The sequence below is a fragment of the Streptomyces sp. NPDC002125 genome (genome assembly GCF_053593715.1).
This window is the reverse complement of the sequence record NZ_JBSFDD010000031.1, coordinates 75,831-95,492: the sequence shown is the minus strand read 5'-3', so window position 1 is coordinate 95,492 and position 19,662 is coordinate 75,831. Positions and strand designations below refer to the sequence as shown.

At 71.2% G+C, this 19,662-nt stretch carries 15 protein-coding genes; all 15 read left to right on the top strand.

Annotated features, from left to right (window positions below; all coding sequences use genetic code 11):
* The first annotated feature begins 5 nt into the window (after nt 1–5).
* The 15 genes from ACWCQM_RS35155 (at nt 6) to ACWCQM_RS35085 (ending at nt 19,414) form a co-directional block, all read left to right on the top strand.
* Nucleotides 6–260 carry an acyl carrier protein gene (locus ACWCQM_RS35155; RefSeq protein ID WP_450919132.1) on the top strand — a complete coding sequence of 85 codons (255 nt, stop codon included), beginning with the start codon at nt 6–8 and terminating at the stop codon, nt 258–260.
* Nucleotides 257–1,435, top strand: coding sequence for an acyl-CoA dehydrogenase family protein (locus tag ACWCQM_RS35150; RefSeq protein WP_450919131.1), 1,179 nt, complete (start codon nt 257–259; stop codon nt 1,433–1,435). Before ACWCQM_RS35155 ends, ACWCQM_RS35150 begins: the two co-directional genes overlap by 4 nt.
* Entirely contained in the window at nt 1,428–2,510 is a 1,083-nt protein-coding gene (locus ACWCQM_RS35145) for an acyl-CoA dehydrogenase family protein (RefSeq protein WP_450919130.1), read from the top strand. The genes ACWCQM_RS35150 and ACWCQM_RS35145 overlap by 8 nt, the downstream gene beginning before the upstream one ends.
* Entirely contained in the window at nt 2,507–3,199 is a 693-nt protein-coding gene (locus ACWCQM_RS35140) for a 4'-phosphopantetheinyl transferase family protein (RefSeq protein ID WP_450919129.1), read from the top strand. The genes ACWCQM_RS35145 and ACWCQM_RS35140 overlap by 4 nt, the downstream gene beginning before the upstream one ends.
* Entirely contained in the window at nt 3,192–4,157 is a 966-nt protein-coding gene (locus ACWCQM_RS35135) for a hypothetical protein (RefSeq protein ID WP_450919128.1), read from the top strand. Before ACWCQM_RS35140 ends, ACWCQM_RS35135 begins: the two co-directional genes overlap by 8 nt.
* Nucleotides 4,147–5,703 carry an amino acid adenylation domain-containing protein gene (locus ACWCQM_RS35130; RefSeq protein ID WP_450919127.1) on the top strand — a complete coding sequence of 519 codons (1,557 nt, stop codon included), beginning with the start codon at nt 4,147–4,149 and terminating at the stop codon, nt 5,701–5,703. Before ACWCQM_RS35135 ends, ACWCQM_RS35130 begins: the two co-directional genes overlap by 11 nt.
* Nucleotides 5,700–7,244 (top strand): AMP-binding protein, encoded by a 1,545-nt coding sequence (locus ACWCQM_RS35125; RefSeq protein WP_450919126.1) that lies wholly within the window; start codon nt 5,700–5,702, stop codon nt 7,242–7,244. The genes ACWCQM_RS35130 and ACWCQM_RS35125 overlap by 4 nt, the downstream gene beginning before the upstream one ends.
* Nucleotides 7,241–8,494, top strand: a complete 1,254-nt coding sequence (locus ACWCQM_RS35120) for a type III PLP-dependent enzyme (protein WP_450919125.1) — start codon at nt 7,241–7,243, stop codon at nt 8,492–8,494. Before ACWCQM_RS35125 ends, ACWCQM_RS35120 begins: the two co-directional genes overlap by 4 nt.
* Nucleotides 8,487–8,987: a cobalamin B12-binding domain-containing protein gene (locus tag ACWCQM_RS35115; protein ID WP_450919124.1), complete on the top strand. Its 501-nt coding sequence runs from the start codon at nt 8,487–8,489 to the stop codon at nt 8,985–8,987. The genes ACWCQM_RS35120 and ACWCQM_RS35115 overlap by 8 nt, the downstream gene beginning before the upstream one ends.
* Nucleotides 8,984–10,237, top strand: coding sequence for a methylaspartate mutase (locus tag ACWCQM_RS35110; protein WP_450919123.1), 1,254 nt, complete (start codon nt 8,984–8,986; stop codon nt 10,235–10,237). Before ACWCQM_RS35115 ends, ACWCQM_RS35110 begins: the two co-directional genes overlap by 4 nt.
* A gap of 301 nt (nt 10,238–10,538) precedes the next feature.
* Complete coding sequence (locus ACWCQM_RS35105; RefSeq protein ID WP_450919122.1) at nt 10,539–11,525, top strand: aldo/keto reductase; 987 nt, start codon at nt 10,539–10,541, stop codon at nt 11,523–11,525.
* Nucleotides 11,526–12,035: 510 nt separating this feature from the next.
* Complete coding sequence (locus ACWCQM_RS35100; protein ID WP_450919121.1) at nt 12,036–15,302, top strand: GH92 family glycosyl hydrolase; 3,267 nt, start codon at nt 12,036–12,038, stop codon at nt 15,300–15,302.
* 297 nt (nt 15,303–15,599) lie between these two features.
* Entirely contained in the window at nt 15,600–16,388 is a 789-nt protein-coding gene (locus ACWCQM_RS35095) for a hypothetical protein (RefSeq protein WP_450919120.1), read from the top strand.
* Complete coding sequence (locus tag ACWCQM_RS35090; RefSeq protein WP_450919119.1) at nt 16,375–17,061, top strand: Fic family protein; 687 nt, start codon at nt 16,375–16,377, stop codon at nt 17,059–17,061. Before ACWCQM_RS35095 ends, ACWCQM_RS35090 begins: the two co-directional genes overlap by 14 nt.
* Before the next feature lie 55 nt (nt 17,062–17,116).
* On the top strand, nt 17,117–19,414 hold the full coding sequence (locus ACWCQM_RS35085; RefSeq protein WP_450919118.1) for an ATP-binding protein: 2,298 nt from the start codon (nt 17,117–17,119) through the stop codon (nt 19,412–19,414).
* Nucleotides 19,415–19,662: the final 248 nt, after the last annotated feature.

Here is a 19,662-nt window from a genome sequence, read left to right as displayed (position 1 = left end):
TCGTCATGGACGCGCGCTTTGTCGAGATGCTCAAGCCGTTCCTGCCATTTCTCGGAGACCGGGAGATCACTCCCGAGACGGAGCTTCGGCAGCTGGGGCTCGATTCCATGCAGGCCATCGAGCTGATGTTCGCGCTGGAGGACACCTTCGGGGTGCAGCTGCCGGACGAGGCCCTCACGGAGGAGACGTTCACCACCGCGGGCAGTCTGTGGAACGCGGCCGCCAGCGCGATGCCCGCCGGCGCGGCGGACTCGGTGTGAGCGGCTTCAGCGGTACGGCGCTGACCGAGGCCCTCGGCCGGGTCCGCGAGGTGGCGGAGAAGGAGGCCGGCCGCTGCGACGAGGCCGCCGAGTTCCCGGTCGCCGTCCTCGACGCGCTGCGCGACACCGGGCTGCTCGGCCTCACCGTGCCCGCCGCCCACGGCGGCATGGGCGGCGGTGTGGACGAGATCCTGGACGCCGGCATCGCGCTCGGCAGGGTCGACATGTCGGTGGCCATGATCTTCACCATGCACTGCCAGCAGGTCGTCGGCATAGTCCGCCACGCGAGCCCCCGGCTCGCCGGTGAACTGCTTCCCCGGATCGCCGCGGGACAGCTCTACCTGGCTTCCGTTACCACCGAGGCCGGCAAGGGAGGCCACCTGCTGACGGCGGCCTCGGAGCTCACCGCCGAGCCGGGACAGCTGGTCATCGACCGCTTCGCACCCATCGTCACCGGTGGCGCCCACGCGGACGGCTTCCTGATCACCATGCTCAGCCCCACCGCCCGCTCACCGCACGAGGTCTCCCTCGTCTACGCGCACCGCGACCAGCTCGACATCGAGATCTCCGGCGACTGGGACCCACTCGGCATGCGGGCCAGCCACAGCGTGGCCATGCGGCTGACCGGCCGGCTGCCGGAACACCAGGTCGTCGGCGAGCACGGCCAGTTCCGCAAGATCGTGCTGGACACCTTCGGTCCGCTGGCCCACCTCGGTTGGGCCGCGAGCTGGCTGGGCACGGCCGCGGGCGCCCTGTCGCGAGTGCTGCGCATGCTGCGCAGCCCCGCCGGCCGCAAGAGCACCGACCTCGACTCCGAGCTGCTCCTGACCAGGCTCTCCCGCGCCAGGCAGCGTCTGGACACCGTGCACGCTCTGCTCCGCCACACCGCGGCCACGCTGTCCCGCACCGCCGACGAGGGCGACGACCTGTCCCGGCCCAAGTACCAGATGCTGGTCAACGCCCTCAAAATCACCGCCTCCGAGGAATGCCACCGGACCATCGAGGACCTCGTCGACGCGGTCGGCCTGCGCCACGGTTACCTCAAGGGTTCGCCCACCGGCCTCGAACGGGCCCTGCGGGACCTGCGGTCGGCGGCGCTCAACTACAACAACGACCGGCTGCACCTCGCCGACGGCAAGCTCGCCCTGCTCGACCCGGAGGTGAACCTTGCCTGAACTGCCCGCCCCGCCACGGGACGGCGTACGGGAGGTCCTGTCGGCTCTCGCCGTCTCCGGCACCCTCACCGAGCTGTACGGGAAGGAGCCCACCGGCCGCCTCGATCCGCTCCTGCTGCGGCGGGTACTCGCCGAAGCCGACGCGCGCGGCCCGCAGGGCACCGTCCTCGCCCTCCTGGTCCAACTGGCCACGGCGCTGCCACTCCTCGCCGACGCCGCAGCCACCCCGGTCACCCGGCGCGTCCTGCGCGCCTCCCTCGAAGGTGAGGCGCTGCTCGCGCTCGCCGCCACCGACGCGGCGGCAGCCGGCTCCGACCTCGCCGCGCTGGGCACCACCGTGGACCTCGGCGACCAGGACGGCGACCTGCTCCTCGACGGTGTGAAACGCTGGGTCACCTCCGCCCTGACCGCCGACCACGCCCTCGTGCTCGCCCGGCACCGCCCCGGCCGCCACTTCACCAGCTTCACCTGGGTGCTGGTCCCTCTCGACGCCTCTGGCGTCACCGTGAGCCCGGCGGACACCGACCTCTTCCAGGGCTCCGGCGTCGGTGACATCCAGCTCTCCTCGGTCACCCTGCCACGTGCATACCTCCTGGGCCGTCCGGGCCGAGGGCTCGCCCTGTTCGCCCGTCACCTGGCCGTCGAGCGCCTCGCCTCGGCCGCGTGGGCCGTCGAGCTGTGCCGCCGGGTCGTCAGCGACACGGCACACCGTCTCGACGACCGGCTGCTCGACGGTGTCCCGCTGCGGCAGTCACCCTCCGTGCGGCAGCGCCTCGCGGCGTGCGCCGTGCAGGTCAGCGCTCTGCACGCGCTCTGGATGCAGTCCCGCGAACGCATAGCCACCGACCGGGACGGCACCGCCGCGGCGGTACTCAAGGCGCTCTCCGGCACCACCGTGGAACGCGTGCTGAGCGAATGCGGTCAGTTGCAGGGAGCGGACGGCTTCGGCCGAGGCGGCATCCAGCAACTGCGCTCCGAGGCAGCGGTGTTCGGCATCGGCGGCGGCACCACCGAGGTCGTACTCGACACCACCGCCGAGCGCCTCGACCACGTACTGGCCGGGCTGACGCCATGAACGCCCCGGACAGGAGCCAGGAGAAGACCCGACTGGAAGCCGAGGCCGCCCCCGGCATCTGGGTCACCCTGGACGTCGGCGGGACCCCCGACGCGGGACCCCGGGGCCTCACCCGGCAGGACCTGGAACCGGCCCGGTCCATGCCCGACTGGCGGGCCACTGAGTACCTCGCCGGCCGGCGGGCGCTGCGCCGGCTTCTGGCGGCCCACTTCCCCGAAGCCCGCCACGCCCCCGTCGCATACACGCCGCAGGGCCGGCCACTACTTCCCGACTGGCCCCGCATCGGCATCAGCATCAGCCACGACGCGGACGCCGTCGCCGCCTGCGCCGGGCTCGACCACGCCGTCGGCGTGGACGTCCAGCACCCACCCGCCGACGTGAGCCCCTCCCTGATGCGCCGCTGCGCGAAGGACCACGCCGGGGAACTGGCGCAACTGCCCCTGGAGTCCCGGGCCACGGAGCTGGCCTGGATGTGGACCGTGCGGGAAGCCTGCGTCAAGGCAGCGGGCACCGGGCTCGCGGGCGGCGTCTGGTCCGCCGACGTCATCCCGTACACCCGGCACGGCGCCTGGGGCCCCTACCGGTGGGTCACCATGCGCGATCGGTCCCCGATCCCGCTGAGCTGCGCCTTCATGGCGCCTTCCGGAACAGACCTACGAACGACAGCACCAGGAGACCAGAGTGAGTGAGCCTCCCGCATCGACCCCAGGCCGGACGGAGCTGAGCTGCTACACCGCGAGCCTGGTGGCCTACCTCGAACCCCGCACGCCCGGCATCAGGGGCAGGCTCGCGCGGTCCGTCCGGCTGTCGCTGCGCACCGACTCCCCGGACGGCGTTCTGGCGTTCTCGCACCACGCCCGCGTGGACATCGACGAACAGGGACGCGGACTTGCCTACCGGGGCGCGGACGACTGGGACACCACGCACACCGCCTTCGACACGGAACTGGCGCGCCACGGCCGCCTCCTCGCCGTCGCCAACACCCGCCACCTGCCCTGGTCGCCGATGTACGAGGCGGTCGAGACCCCGCACTGGGTGGTGGTGAGCCGCCACACCGAGGGCAAGTGGTCCGTCACCGACGCCTTCGACGCCCTCACCCCCCATGGCAGCCAGACGCCGTACGCCGGAATCCTGGACGACCGGGAACTGCGGAGCGTCCTGACCCCACTCGGCGGGCTGACGCCCCAGGCCGTCAGCCGCGACCGCCACGCCCTCGGCGACGCCGTCGCCCTGCCCCCGTACAGCGGATACCGCTGGCTCGAATTCGCCGAAGCCGCACCGCAGGCCGCCCCCGAGGGGACCTGGGTGCACGGCCTGCTGCCCGCGCTGCGCAGCGTCGCCGACCGGGTGTGCGCCGACCCCGGCGAACTGGCGCGGTACGCCGACGACATCTGGACCGCTGCCCGGCACCAGCGCTTCCGGCTGGCAGCCGTGTCCGGTGCGGCCGACGCGTCCGCCGCCTGGGGCGCACTGCCGCAGGCCGTGCGCTTCGGCATCGCCTCGGCGGAGCGCGGCCGGTTCCGTGCTGGTGCCGTCCAGAAGGCGTTCGCCCAGGTGCTCACCAGGGTGGAACAGTTGGAGGCGGCAGCCGCACAGGATCCGGAACCCGCACGCACGCGAGAGAGGGGAGCGGGCCGTGACGCCTGACGAGGGACTGTACGGTCGGTTCGCCGCGTCGGTCCGGCAGCACCCCGACGCCGTGGCACTCGAACTCGACGGTGCCCGCCTCACGTACACCGAACTGGACGCGCTTGCCGCGCGCCTGGCCACCGCACTCGTCACCGCCGCGGACGGTCGGACACCTCGCCGGGTGGGCCTGCTCGCCCTGCGCACCCTGACCGCGTACGCCGGATACCTCGCCGTCCAGCGGCTCGGCGCCACCGTGGTGCCGCTCCACCCGGACTTCCCCTTGTCCCGCACTGCCGCGGTGGCATCCGCTGCCGCGCTGGACTGCGTACTGACGGAACCGCGGTACGCCGACGCCGACCTGCCCGTCCCGGTGCTGGCACCTGACCTCACCGCCCCGCCTGCCGGGCCCCCCGCCGCCGATGCACCGGTCGCGGCAACCGGCCCCGAGGACATCTGCTACATCCTGTTCACCTCAGGGTCGACCGGCACCCCGAAGGGCGTGCCGATCCAGCAGCGCAGTATCGCGGCCTACCTGGACCACGTGATCAGCCGCTACGGCGTCGGCGTCGGCGACCGGCTCTCCCAGACCTTCGACCTCACCTTCGACCTCTCGGTCTTCGACCTGTTCGCTGCCTGGGGAGCGGGGGCGACCCTCGTCGTGCCCGGCGGGGGCGACCTTTCGGCCCCCACCCGCTTCGTCTCCCGAGAACGCATCACCCACTGGTTCTCCGTCCCCTCCGTGATCTCGCTCGCCCAGCGGCTGCGCGGACTGGGGCCCGGCAGCATGCCCACCCTGCGCTGGAGCCTTTTCTGCGGCGAGCCGCTGACCACGGCCCAGGCCACGGCCTGGCGCGCCGCCGCGCCAGGCAGCGTGGTGGAGAACCTGTACGGGCCGACCGAACTGACCCTGAGCTGCACCCAGTACCGTCTGCCGGACGACCCGGACCGGCAGCCGCCGGCCGGGGGGACCGTACCGATCGGGGAACTCTGTCCCGGCCTGGAGCAGCTCGTCGTCGACGACGAGGGCCGTCCCGCGGACGAGGGCGAGCTGTGCGTGCGGGGCGTCCAGCGCTTTCCCGGCTACCTCGACCCCGCAGACAACAGAGCACGCTTCCTCCGGTACGCGACCGGGGACGCGAGGGCTGTCCCCGTCGACGCTCCGGGACAGCCGGACGCCGCGCTCTGGTACCGCACAGGGGACCGGGTCCGCCACAGCGAGGACGGCCTGGTCCACCTGGGACGTCTCGACCACCAGGTCAAGGTGCGCGGCTACCGCCTCGAACTCGGAGAGGTGGAGAGCGAGCTGCGCGCCCACCCGCTGGTCGGCGACGCCATCGCGCTGACCCTCTCCGGCCCCCGCGGCGACACACGGCTGGCGGCCGCCTGCACCGGGGAAGGCGTCGACCCGGCGGACGTGCTCGCCGTACTGCGCGCCCGCCTGCCCGAGTACATGGTCCCCAGCACGCTGACCGTGCTGACGGACCTGCCACTGAACACCAACGGGAAGGTCGACCGCCGCGCCTTGCGGGACCTGCTCGTCATGACCACCACCCACGCAAGGTGAACGGGGAACAGAGCTTGAACAGCCAGACCACGAGCAGCACCATCCACTCCCTGCTGGACGCCGCCGTCGCCGAGGTGCCCGAGGGTGCGGCGATCCGGGACGCCACCGGCAGCTGGACCTACCGCGAACTCGACGCGGCGAGCAGGGGGTTCGCGGCCTGGCTGCGCGGCCAGGGTATCCGCCGCGGGGACCGGGTCCTGGTCCAGCTGCACAGCAGCCGTGAACTGGCCGCCATGTTCTACGGCACCTCACGGACCGGCGCCGTCTTCATCCCGCTGAACCCCGCCATGAAGGAGTTCCACCTCACGTCGGTCCTCGGCGACGCGGAACCCGCACTCGTCATCACCGACGCCGAACAGGCCCCGGTGCTGCGGCGGATCAGCTCCGCGCCCGTTCACGACCTGGCCGACGTGTGGCCGAAGGCCACTGAGGGCGGCGCGCATTCCGGACAGCAGCCGGCCGAGCCGGAGCAGCCGGACCACGTGCGCGCCGAAGACCTGGCCGTACTGATCTACACCTCCGGAAGCACCGCGGCCCCGAAGGCGGTGATGTGTCCCCAGGCGCAGGTGGCCTTCGCCTCCCGCGCACTGACCGAGGGGCTCGGCTACCGGCCCGACGACGTCGTCTTCTGCCGCTTCCCCATGTCCTGGGACTACGGCCTCTTCAAGGTACTGATGACCTGCATCGCGCGCTGCGAGATCGTCCTGGCCGACGGAGAGTCCGACTGGGTCCTCCTCAAGCGCATGCGTGAGACCGGAGTGACCGTCGTCCCGATCGTCCCCTCGCTTGCCGCCATGATCACCCGGCTGGCCGGCCGGGACACCGCGCCCGTTCCCACGGTGAGGATGTTCACCAACACCGGCGCCGCCCTGCCCCAGGCCACCATCGACGCCCTGCGCGAGTACTTCCCGGGCTGCCGAGTGGTCCGGCAGTACGGCCAGACCGAGGCCAAGCGCATCACGATCATGCCCCCCGCCGAGGACGGGGAACGCCCTGAATCCGTCGGCCTGCCGCTGCCGGGCACCCGGCTGCTCATCCTGGACCCCGACGGCAACCCGGTGCCCACCGGGGAAACCGGCGAGATCGTCGCCTCGGGCCCGCACGTGATGGCCGGCTACTGGCGCAACCCCGAGGACACCGCAAGATCCTTCCGCCGAGACCCGCACAGCGGTGAGCCGCTGCTGCACACAGGCGACTACGGACATCTCGACGCCGACGGGTACCTGTACTTCGCGGGCCGCCGCGACGACATGTTCAAGCACAAGGGCTTCCGCATGAGCACCGTCGAGATCGAGAGCGCGGCCATGGACATACCCGGTGTCCGTGCCGCGGCCGTACTGCCGCCCGGCGACGGCCACGGACTCGCGCTGTTCGTCGAGAGCGACCTCAGCCCCCACGAGGTCACCGCCGAACTCACCGTGCGCCTCGAACTCCCGAAGGTCCCCACGATCTGCCGCGTCCTCAGCGAATTCCCCCTCACCCTGCACGGCAAGAACTCACGCCGCGCCCTGACGGCGCTGCTCCAGGGAGGGGCCGAGTGAGCCCGTACACCTCGCTCGACGAACTGGCACGAATCCACGGCACTCCGCTGTACGTCTACGACCTCGACCGGCTCGACGCCGCTCGGCGCGACCTCTTCGGCTGGCTGCCCGACGCCTGCGACGTCTTCTACGCCCTCAAGGCCAATCCGCATCCGGAGCTCGTACGCGCGCTGCGCCCCGGCGACGGGCGCGGCTGCCGGGCCGAGATCAGTTCGACCGGGGAGCTGGCCGCCGCCCTGGAAGCCGGGCACGCCCCCGAGGACATGCTCTACACCGGCCCCGGCAAGACGGCGGACGAACTGACCGAGGCGATCGGCCACGGCGTACGGCTCTTCTCCGCCGAATCACTCACCGACCTGGAGCACATAGGCACGGCCGCACTGGCCCGGGGGGCCGTCGCCGACTGTCTGCTACGGATCAACAGCGTCACGGCCAGCGCCGCCAGCGGCGTCAGGATGACGGGCAAGCCCACCCAGTTCGGCATCGACAGCGAGACGATCGCGGACCTGGCCCCCCGGCTGCTCTCGGTGCCGGGCACGTCCGTCGCCGGCCTCCATCTGTTCTCCCAGAGCAACGCGGCCGATGAGGCGGCGCTGATCGGCGAGTTCCGGCACACAGTCGAAGTTGCCTCGCGGATCGAACGGGAGCTGGGCATCCCCCTGCGGCTCCTCGACATCGGAGGCGGCTTCGCGGCCCCGTACGGACAGCACGGCGAGCGGGCCGCGTATCCGAAGCTGCGCGCGGAACTGGAATCCGCCCTTGACGTCCACTTCCCGCGCTGGCGGCAGGGCGCCCCACGGCTGGCTGTCGAGTCCGGCCGCTATCTGGTGGGCGACTGCGGCACCCTGCTGGCCTCGGTCAGCAACATCAAGGTGAGCCGTGGACGGACCTTCGTCGTCCTCGACGCCGGAATCAACACCTTCGGAGGGATGTCGGGCCTCGGGCGTATCCTGCCGGTGTCGGTGCGGGTCGAATCCCGGGGCGAGGAGACACAGCGCGCGTCACTGGCCGGCCCGCTGTGCACCCCGGGCGACATCCTCGGGCGAGAGATCGAGGTCCCGGCCGGCCTGCGCCCAGGCGACCTGGTCGCCATCCCCAACACCGGTGCCTACGGCCCCACCGCCAGCCTGGTGATGTTCCTGGGCAGGCCTGCCCCTGGCGAGGCGGTCGTACAGGGCGGAGAGGTTCTCTCCGTCTCGCGCATCGAGCACGTACGAACCTACCGGGAGGTGGCGCAGTCCCATGGCTGACGAACGGACACGCGCGCGGCAGACGGTCCTTGTGACGACGACGGCCTCGGACTCCCACACCTGGAACCTGGTCTTCCTCCAGTTGCTGCTGGAGGAGATGGGTTACCACGTGGTGAATCTCGGCCCCTGTGCACCCGACGACGTGGTGGCGGAGCGCTGCATGGCCATCCGGCCCACGTTTGTCGTGGTGAGCAGTGTCAACGGGCACGGGTCCCAGGACGGGTTGCGGGTCATCAGGAAACTGCGGGCCGACCGCGCGCTGGCCGGCATGCCGGTGGTGATCGGTGGAAAGCTCGGCGTGAAGGGAGCGGACGGCGCCCGCGCGCAGGAGCTCCGCGCTGCGGGCTTCGACGAGGTCTTCGAGGACGATACCGACCCGGCCACCGCCCTGCGGCGCTTCGCCGCCTCGCTGACGGTGCCGGATCCGGACCTGGACGTGGACCCGCGCCTGGAACTGGGCCTGGACCTGGACCTGGTACAGGGCGTCCGGTGAGCGATCGGCCGGCATCGAGCTTCGGGGCGTTCGTCCAGGCGGGCGCGGCGCGTGACCGGCTCGTCGTGCAACCCCGGATGGGCTTCAGCGACCCGGCGACGATGCGCGCAGGGCTGGCCGCGACGCGCGGGGCCCTCGGACGCAGCGTCGGCACCATCACGGTCGACTCCCACACCCGGGTGGGTCATCTGGCCGCCGCCGAGAGTGCGCTGCGCAAGGGGATCGACCTCAACGGCTACCCCCTGGTGAGCCACTCCGCCGAGACCACCACCCAGGTGCTCTCGGGCATCCGGAACGAGGACTTCCCGGTGCAGGTCCGGCACGGCTCGGCGAACCCGGTCGACATCTTCCGCGCCCTGCTCGCCGTACGCCTGGAAGCCTCGGAGGGCGGCCCCGTCTCGTACTGCCTGCCCTACGGTCGCACGCCGTTGTCCGAGTCCGTCCGCAACTGGGGGGTGAGCTGCGAACTCCTGGCAGAGCTCCGCGACACCGGACTGGAACCACACCTCGAGACGTTCGGCGGCTGCATGCTCGGTCAGCTGTGCCCCCCGAGCCAGCTCGTGGCCATCAGTGTGCTGGAGGCTCTGTTCTTCGTCCAGCACGGAATCCGCAGCGTCTCCGTCAGCTACGCCCAGCAGACGAACCAGGAGCAGGACCGCGAGGCCATCGCCGCCCTGCGCAGACTGTGCGGAGAACTGCTGCCCGCCATCGATTGGCATGTCGTGGTGTATGCCTACATGGGCGTCTACCCCGAGACGCGGGACGGTGCGTACCGCATCCTCGGCGAGGCCGCGGAACTGGCCATCACCGCAGGCGCCCAGCGTCTGATAGTCAAGACGGCCGCCGAATCCCAGCGCATCCCCACGATCGATGAGAACGTGCGCGCTCTGGAACACGCCTCGCGGACGGCAGCCCGTGTCGCCCCGCCCGACAGGGACGAACCCGCCGACTCCCCGACGTACGAAGAGGCGGCGACGCTGGTCGACGCGGTCCTGAACCTCTCCCCTGACCTGGGACGGGCCTTGCTGCTGGCCTTCCGGAAGGGATACCTGGACATCCCGTACTGCCTGCACCCGGACAACGGAGGCCGGACCAGGAGCTACATAGCCCCCGACGGCCGCCTCCACTGGGCCGAGACCGGGTCCCTCCCTCTCCCCAAGCTTTCCCGACTACGCAGGGAACGCCGCTTCACCTCGGCCGACCTCCTCGATGACCTCACCTACATCCGACGCAAGTTCGACGGGCACTGAGCCGGTGCCCGCCAGGGGGGTCGAAAGGTGTCCTGACCAAGGTGCGTCTCCGCCTCGGCGACGGCTCGGTTGACGCCGGGGCACACGGACATCCACAGGCAGCTGAGAGCGTCGAGGCGCCAGTACCTCCCAGCCACATGCCTACCGTCAGGTCGGTCAGATAGTGCTCCAGGCTCACGACGGCATGACGTACATCGCTGTGGCCGCCGGTGAACAGCCCGGAACGCTTGACCTGGAGTGCACTTCAAAATGCAGACTCCCCTTCGAGCCCGGACGGCCGGGCTCGAAGGGGAGGACAACCATGAAATTCCGCACCATAGGCACCGACCCGGCCCACCGGCGTGAGGTGAGCGTGCTCGCGCTCGGCGCGATGCTGTTCGGTTCGCTCACCGACGAGAAGACCTCGTTCGCCCTTCTCGACCGCTACGTCGAAGCGGGCGGGAACTTCATCGACACGTCCGACAACTACGCCTTCTGGACCGACGGGGGACAGGGTGGTCACAGCGAGAACGTCCTGGGCCGGTGGCGGCGCAGCCGGGGCGTCGGTGACGAGATCGTCATCGCCACCAAGCTCGGCGCCCGCCCCCTGGCTCCCGGTACCGGCTTCATCGACAACCCCGAGGGGCTGTCGGCCAAGGTGATCCGCGAAGCGGCCGAGGCCAGCCGGGAACGGCTGGGTGTCGACAAGCTGGACCTGTTGTACGCGCACATCGACGACCACTCCGTTCCGCAGCAGGAGACCGTCGAGGGATTCGGCGCCCTGGTCGCGGAGGGCACGGTCGGACTCCTCGGTGCCAGCAACCAGGCGATGTGGCGGGTCGAACGGGCCCGGGCGCTGGCCGCCGCGGCCGGACTGCCCGGATACGAGGTGCTCCAGTACCAGCACAGCCACCTGCGCCCCCGGTTCGACGTGCCGAGCGACCTCTTCCCGGACGGCAGCCTCGGCCACGCCGGCCCCGAACTGTTCGGCTACCTGCGGGCTGAGCCGGCCCTGACCCTCGTCGCCTACTCCCCGCTGCTCGCCGGTGCGTACGTACGCGAGGACAAGCCGCTGTCCCCGGACTACGACCACCCGGGCACCCCGGCCCGGCTCGCCGAGCTGCGTTCCGTCGCCCGGGAGACCGGCGCCACCGTCAACCAGGTCGTCCTCTCCTGGCAGATCGGCGGCGAGCTGCCGGTCATCCCGCTGGCCGGGGCGTCGTCCCTGGCGCAGCTGGAGGAGAACCTGGGCGCGGTGGACCTGGAACTGACGGTTGATCAGCGAGCCCGGCTCGACGCCGTGCACTGACGGTCCGCGCGGAAGATCGGGGGGTTTCGGCGCCGGAGCCAGGCCAGGTGACCGTTCCGTTGCTGAAGAGGTCTACAGGAAGCAGCTCCGTCCTGTGATTCAAGGGGGGCGTGGTCATGCACGCCTCTTCGAGGGCGATCGCGAGCGGTTGTCACGCGGCAACGCCAGAGGGCCCGGTGCAGCTTGCACACTGGGCCCTCTGACCGTATTGCAGCTCTCGGAACGGCGGGATTCGAACCCGCGACCTCTTCGTCCCGAACGAAGACCGGGTCAACCTGCGCATCCGCCCCGCAGACCGCGCGCCGCGGCAGGCAGGTCGCTTGTCGACGCCCCGCTCCGGAGAATCGATGCAGCGCGTCAGAATTTGCCCGTGCTCACCCAGTGACATCCGGGGCGGCCGGAGATTATGGTGCGAACGAACAGAGTGACAACGTTGTCAGTTGAGCAGGACTCGAAGGGAAATACCCCATGCGGTTTGCTTTCAGACCGTCCCGTCCCCGTGCTTCCGGTATGACAGCCGGTCTGATGGCCGCCGTACTCGTGAGTGGTGGAGTGGTCGGCATCGCCGCGCCCGCCGCCGCCGCGGGCGCGGAACCGATCGATCTGGTCAATCCGTTCGTCGGAACCCAGAACTTCGGCAACACCTTCCCCGGAGCGAGCGCGCCGTTCGGCATGGTCCAGGTCAGTCCGGACACCGGCGGCCAGGGCGGCTACGACTACAAGCAGGACTCGATCTACGGATTCAGCCAGACGCACCTGTCCGGCGTCGGCTGCGGCGTCATGGGCGAGCTGCCCATCATGCCGACCACGGGCGCGGTCGACTCCGTGGACCCGAACGCCTACCGCTCCCCGTACAGCCACGACGACGAGCAGGCCAGTCCCGGCTACTACCGGGTGGGGCTGAAGAAGTACGACGTCGACGCGGAACTCACCGCCACCGAGCGCACCGGGTGGCAGCGCTACACCTTCCCCTCCACCGGTTCGGCCAACGTCCTCTTCAACACGGGCAAGGCCAACCAGTCCGTGCTGGACTCCGAGGTGCACGTCGTCGGTGACCGCACCATCGAGGGCCGGGTGCACGCCGGGGGCTTCTGTGCCGGACACGACGAGCACACGGTGTACTTCAGCGCCACCTTCGACCGGCCCTTCAAGGCCCACGGGACGTGGGACGGCGAGGCCCCCAGGCCCGATACCCGCGACGCGGAGGGAAGCGGCGCCAACGGAGCCTGGGTGACCTTCGACGCGACCACCGACCGGGACGCCGTCCTGAAGGTGGGGCTGTCCTACACCGGTGTGGAGGGCGCCCGTAAGAACCTGGCCGCGGAGACCAAGGAGTCCTTCGACTTCGACGCCACGCGCAAGGCGTTGCAGGACACCTGGAAGAAGCAACTGGATTCCATCCGGGTCGGCGGAGGCACGGCGGACCGGCAGAAGGCCTTCTACACCGCGCTCTACCACAGCCAGTTGCACCCGAACCTCGCCGGTGACGTCGACGGCAGGTACCAGGGGTTCGACAACAAGACCCACACGGCAAAGGACTACACGCCGTATCAGAACTTCTCGCTCTGGGACACCTACCGGCCGCAGAACCAGCTTCTGCAGATGCTGGAGCCGAAGGTCGCCCGGGACGTCGCGCTGTCGGTCGTCGCGGCCGGCCGGGACGGCGGCTGGCTGCCCCGCTGGGCGCTCGCCAACAGCGAGACCAACATCATGACCGGTGACCCGGTCACGCCCTTCCTCGTGGAGGCCTGGTCAAAGGGTCTGCTCGCCGGACACGAGGCGGAGACCTACGCGTTGCTGAAGAAGAACGCGACCAGCACCCCGCCCGCCGACTCGCCGTACAACGGACGCTCGGGATCGGACCACTACACCGAGCGCGGCTACATCCCGTCAGGTCTCGAGCTCGGCAAGGACTGCGCGGACAAGGGCGGCGACAACGACTGCAAGCACCCGGCGTCGGCCACGATGGAGTACTCCGCCGCCGATGCGGCGCTCGCGCTGATGGCCGACCGGCTCGGACACAAGTCGGACGCCAAGATGTTCGCCGCGCGCGGCCAGTGGTACCGGAACCTGTGGGACTCCTCGATCCAGCAGTTCCGGCCCCGGACGGCCGACGGCACCTGGCTCACGCCCTACGACCCGGTCGAGGCGGCCCACCAGTTCCATGAGGGCGGCGCGTACCAGTACCAGTGGCTCGTACCGCAGGACCCGGCCGGCCTCGTCAGCCTGATGGGCGGCCGGACCGCCACCGAGAAGCGGCTCGACTCCTTCTTCGTCCACGACAAGCTGCTCACCGACCCGGCGGGCACCGCCCGGAACGACTGGATCTCGCAGCCGTACGACTACTACGGCAAGCCGACGTACAACCCGAACAACGAGCCGGACCTGCACGCCCCGTACATGTACAACTGGGTCGGCGCCCCGGCGAAGACCGCGACCGTGGTGCGTGCCGCGATGACGCTGTTCACCAACGGGCCGGACGGGATGACGGGCAACGACGACCTGGGCACCATGTCGGCCTGGTACGTCTTCTCCTCCCTCGGCCTCTACCCGACGATGAGCGGCGGCGACTTCCTGGCCGTGTCCAGCCCGCAGTTCGAATCGGCGACCGTCCGGATCGGCAGCTATCCCAAGGCGTCCGGCACCAAGGGCCAGGGCGGCACACTGAGGATCGAAGCACCCGGAGCGAGCGACACGAAGCGGTACGTGCAGAGCGTGGCCCTGAACGGCCGGGGCGTACCCCAGACCTGGCTGAGCTGGAACAAGCTCGCGCACGGCGGAACCCTTGCCCACCGGCTCGGGACCTCTCCCTCCTCCTGGGGCACGGGCAAGGACGCTCAGCCGCCCTCCGTCAACCAGGCGGCCCTCGACAGCCGCAAGCACGTCGACGCGTCACTGCGTCCCGCCTCGGCGGTCGTCCCCACGGGTGACGCAGCGCAGACCGCGAAGTTCACGCTGGACGTCCTCGGGCAGGCTCCCGGCAAGCTGAACGTGTCGGTCACGGCGAAGGTGCCCAGCGGCTGGAAGGCCACGACGGCACAGCGTTCACCACTGGTGATCGATTCCGGTCACCTCCCGGTCCAGAAGAAGGTGTCGCTCGACATCACCGTGCCCCAGGGCGTCGCGGCCGGGTCCTACCCGGTGGAGGTGAAGGTCACGGGCCGAGGGACGAACTCGGTCACCCGCAAGGCCACCGTCACGGTGGGAGCCGCCACGACCTGCGCGAGTGAGGCGAACGGGCAGTGCGCAGTGGACCTGCGCGCAGACCTCGGCCACGACGGCACGGCCACGGTGGCGAACTCCGACGAGGGCGACTTCGACGGGCATGGCTGGAGCTATGACGGCGACCTGCTGCCCAAGGCGGGGCCGGTCACCTGGGACGGGGTGACGTACGACGCGCCGGACCCCACCGGCACGGCGAACAACTTCCTCGAAGCAAGCGGGCAGGCCCTCCTGCTGCCCGCCGGACAGCACAGTGCGCTGCGGCTGGTCGGCTCGGCCCACAACGGTCCTGTGACCACCACCCTGACCGTGCACTACACGGACGGCAGCAGCACGGAGGCACCGGTGACGTTCGGCGACTGGGCGGGCTCCGCGCCGAACGGCAGCACGGTCCTCCTCGACATGCCGCACCGCATCAAGCGGGGCAGCGGTGTCGACGGGCCGTCCATTCGGCTCTTCGGTACGGCCGCCGAGCTCGATGGGGGCAAGACGGTCCGTTCGGTCTCGCTGCCGGACGACTCCCGCGTCGAGATCTACGCCATGACGCTCGTCTAGAGAGGGGCGGCAAACCGCCGAAACCCATCCGGCGGTGCGCCGTTCCGGATCGGCGCACCCCTCTCATCAGGGCCCCGACGCGAAAGCGCCGGGGCCCTTCGCGTACTCGCCCACCCCGGCATCCGGCCCACCGTCCAACGGGTATCTGGTCACTCCTACGACGCGACCGGCTCCCGAACGTCGACTGTCGTCTCGCCGGCGACGAGCAGGCGGCGGCAGCATGCCGGACAAGCGGGCGCCGTCCGGAAAACCGTTCGCGGGCCCAGGGGCTTCGAACAAGACTGATGGGTCGATCACATGGGACAAGAGGAGTGGCCAGCCCTGACGTACAACCGTGACACCCTGCCCCTGCCCGACAACCGTGTGCCTCGCATCACCTACGAGGACCTTCACAACTGGGACGAATTCGACCCGGTCCGTCACCCGTTCGCCTGGGACGAGGCCGAGGAAGCACCGCTGCGCTCGCTGGTCCGGGAGTGGGTGCCACCCGTGCTCTCCGGCAGGGCCGGCAGCTGGCAGGGTGAACACTGGTGTGAGAGTCAGGTGAACGCGGTTCTTCGGGAGCGGTACGGGACCTGGGCCTGGGGATGGAACTGGTGCTGCCACCACGGCGGGCCGATCGGTAGCTGGGTCAGCGGGCCGAGCTCGGTGACGACCCCCGACGAGACCGCAGCACGAGCCGTGGCCGCGCTGCTGGAGTGGCGGGAGTGGCTGGAGCGGACGGCCCAGCTCTTCGCCGAGCTGGCGCCGCCGCCGGACGCCTCACCCGAGGATCGCAGCTGGCACCTGGAGCGGGCTTGCGTACGGCTTGTGACCTACACGCTGGACTCGTGCGCGGACAATGCCTGGCGTGGCCAGACCTCGATGGTCCTGGGCTGGTTCCTCACCAGTACCGGCATGGACCGGGCCGAAGCCGCGCAAGCAGTGGAGAACGCGATCGGTGGCCGGTTCGAGAGCTGGGTCTGCCCGGAGCGGGCGCTGATCGAATCCGTCGGCGAGGACCTCGCCGTCGGCCTCACCGGCCACGCCCCGTACCAGGACCACCGTGAGAGGGCGGCGCTCGAGGAGCTCCATGACCGCTACTGACAGCCTGTCGGTCTGGCTGCGTGTGCGCCGCGAGGCCGACTGGCAACACGCACCGGCCCTGCAGCGGGTCCCGGCCGACCGCGATGGGTTCCGGTGCTGGTGCGAGGGACCAGTGCGCCGGCGCGACCCGTTTCGCGCCGAACGCCTGCTCTCCGCACACGCGCTGGCCCTGGAAGACGCCGCACGCCGGACCCCGCTGGACTTCGCCCTGCTGGCCCGCTGGCAGCGCGAAGTCCTCGCTGTGACAGAGGCACCGTTCCGCGTGAGCGACGCCTATGCGAAGGCCGGCCGCGAGCGCTACGGTCTGACCTCCCGCACACGGGCCGATTTCGACTCCTGTCTGCGCGAGGCGACCGAGCCGGACCTCCCGCCGGCGGCACGCGCGGCACGCGCGTACCTCGATGTGGCGTTCTTCCACCCCTTCACCGATGGCAATGCCCGATCCGCGATGTTGACCCTGGTCCATGTCCTGGCGCGGGAGGACATCGTCCTTCCTGAGGTCGGCCCCCTTCAGACGACCCGCTACGCGGATGACCCGGCCGGTGCCGCCGACCTCGCCGATCTCATCGGGGTGCTGAACCGCCGCCGAAACCGAAGCAAGACCACAACAGCGTCGAGCGAGCGGCAAGGCAGCGCCCGCACCGCCTGTGACCTGCGGTCCGGCATTCTCTAGACTTCGGGTGACCGTGCTCCGGGGTGCCGAGGGGCACGGGGAACGAGGAGTACGAGTGACCGACGACCATGGAGGGTTCGGGGCCGCGCTGCGCGAGCTGAGGATCGCCGCTTCCCTGACCCTGGAAGGGCTGGCCGAGGCGTCCGGGGTCAGCGTGCGGGGGATAGGGGACCTGGAGCGTGGACGGCGTGCCGCGCCGCAGCGACGGACGGTGGCGGCGCTCGCGGACGGCCTGGGGCTGGGCGAGACGGACCGCGAACGGCTGCTGGCGACCGCCCGCGCGGGACGCAGCACCGGCTACAGCCCGGCCGGGGTGCAGGCCTTCCCGCGTGGGATCGACGACTTCGTGGGCCGGGCACAGGAGCTGGACGCGCTCCGCGCGCTGGCGGACTCGGCCACCGCCCGGAGCAGCGGCCGGGCCGGGGACGGCGCGCAGCGGCCGGCCGCGCCGCCGATGACCGTGGCGGTCTCCGGGCCGCCCGGCACCGGCAAGACCACACTGGCCTTGCACGCGGCCCGGGAACTGGCCGGCCGGTTCCCCGACGGGCAGCTCGTGGTGGACCTCCGGGGCATGGACGACGAGCCGCCGCGGCCTGCCGAGCTGATGCTCACCGTGCTCAAGGCGCTCCAGGTGTCCGACCGCGAACTGGCCAAGGCCGGTCCGCAGAACCAACCCGGCCTGTACCGGCGGCTGCTGGCCGAGCGGCGCTGCCTGCTGGTGCTGGACAACGCGCGCGACGAGAGTCAGGTCCGCCCGCTGCTGCCGGGCAGCGGCGCGGGGATGGTCGTGGTGACGAGCCGGCGCATGCTCACGGGTCTCGAGAGCGTGCACCGGCTGCCGCTGGGCGAACTGACCCCGGCGGAGGCCGCCGGTTTCCTCGCCGGGCTGGTGGGCCGGGACCGGGCGGCGGCCGACCCCGGGCCCCTCGCCGACGTCGCCCGGCTCTGCGGGCCTCTGCCCCTGGCGCTGCGGGTGGCGGGCAACTGGCTCGCCACCCGTACGGGCTGGTCGGTGGGCCGGCTCGCCGACCGCCTCGCGTTGGAGGACCGGCGGCTGGACGCCTTGACGGCCGGGGACCTGCGCGTGTCCGCCGCCTTCTACCTCTCCTACCGCCAACTGACGCCGACGGCGGCCGGGATGTTCCGGCGGCTCGCCCTGGTGCCGGGCCCGGACACCGGAGCCGCGGCCGCCGCGCAGCTCACCGGACAGGAACTCTTCGACGCGGAGGACACGTTGGAGGAGCTCGTCGAGGCCGGGCTGCTGGGCGCCGACGGCGACCGGTACCGGCTGCACGACCTGCTGCGCCTGTACGCCCGTACCCGGCTGTCGGCGGAGGAGAGCGCCGAGGACTCGGCCCGGGCGGCAGCCGCGCTGGACGACTGGCTGCTGCGGACGGCGGTCGTGGCGGGCCGCTGGTTCGAGCCCGACCACGGGGCTCCTCCGGCCGGCTGGCAGAGCGAGGTCGACCTGTCGTCGGCGGACCGGGCACGCGGATGGCTGAAGGCCGAGGGGGCCAACTGGCTGGCGGCGCTGCGCACGGCCGCGGCGCAGGGCCGGCACGCCACGGTGGTGGAGGTGGCGGAGGCGCTGCACTGGTTCTCCGACCAGTGGATCTCCTGGGGGCACTGGACGGAGGTCTTCGCCACCGCCGCCGCCGGCGCCGGGGCGATGAAGGATCCGCGGCTGGAAGCCACGCAGATCAACTACCACGCCTGGGCGTTGATCGTCTGCGAGGGCCGTTTCCACGACGCGGTCGCCCGCGCCGGCCAAGGACTGGCAGCAGCGCGACGCGCGGGTGATCCGTTGCAGGAGGCATGGGCACACCAGTACCGCGCCTGGGCCCACCGCAAGATCGGCGACCACGCGTCGTCCGGCGACGACATGGGCCGGGCCGCCCAACTCTTCGACGCCGCGGGAGACGTGCACGGCAGCCTCCAGTGCATGCACGGCCATGCCCTCAGCCTGATGGCACGGGGCCTGCCCGAGGAGGCACTGGCGGCCTACCGGCGCACGTACGCCTTCCTGGAGGAGGCGGGTGACCGTGTGGAACCGCACATCGCCGACATCACCCGGCTCGAACTGCACTCCAACATGGGAATGACGTATGCCCGGCTGCTGCGCTGGGAAGAGGCCGTGGACCAGTTGTGGACAGCACTGCGGGTCTGCCGCGAGACGGACAACACCTCGCTGGAGAGCCGCAGGATGATCGACCTGGGCGGGGTCCTGCTCGACGCCGGACGCCCGGAGGAGGCCCGCGAGGTTTACTCCCGCCTGCTCGCCCTCGGTCCGGACGCCGACCGGCGCACCATGGCCGAGGCCCGCGCTCGTCTGGAGGAGCTGGGCGCCGCCTGAGCCCTGCCCGGCGGCCGTCCGCGGCATGCGCACGGCCGCCGGACCTTTCCGCGCGCAGGGGCACCGTTCTCCCGGGGCCCCACAGGAGGGTGCGGCCGGGCACGTACTGCCGGGAACGAGTCCTCACGCGCCGAGCCGCTTCACCATCAGGGCCTGATGCGTACGCCCCAAGGGCCCCGACGCCCCCCGTCGCCCGGTCGGCCCGGTGCGTCCCGCGCCACCCCGTCCGCGCGTTTCTGCCTGTCTTC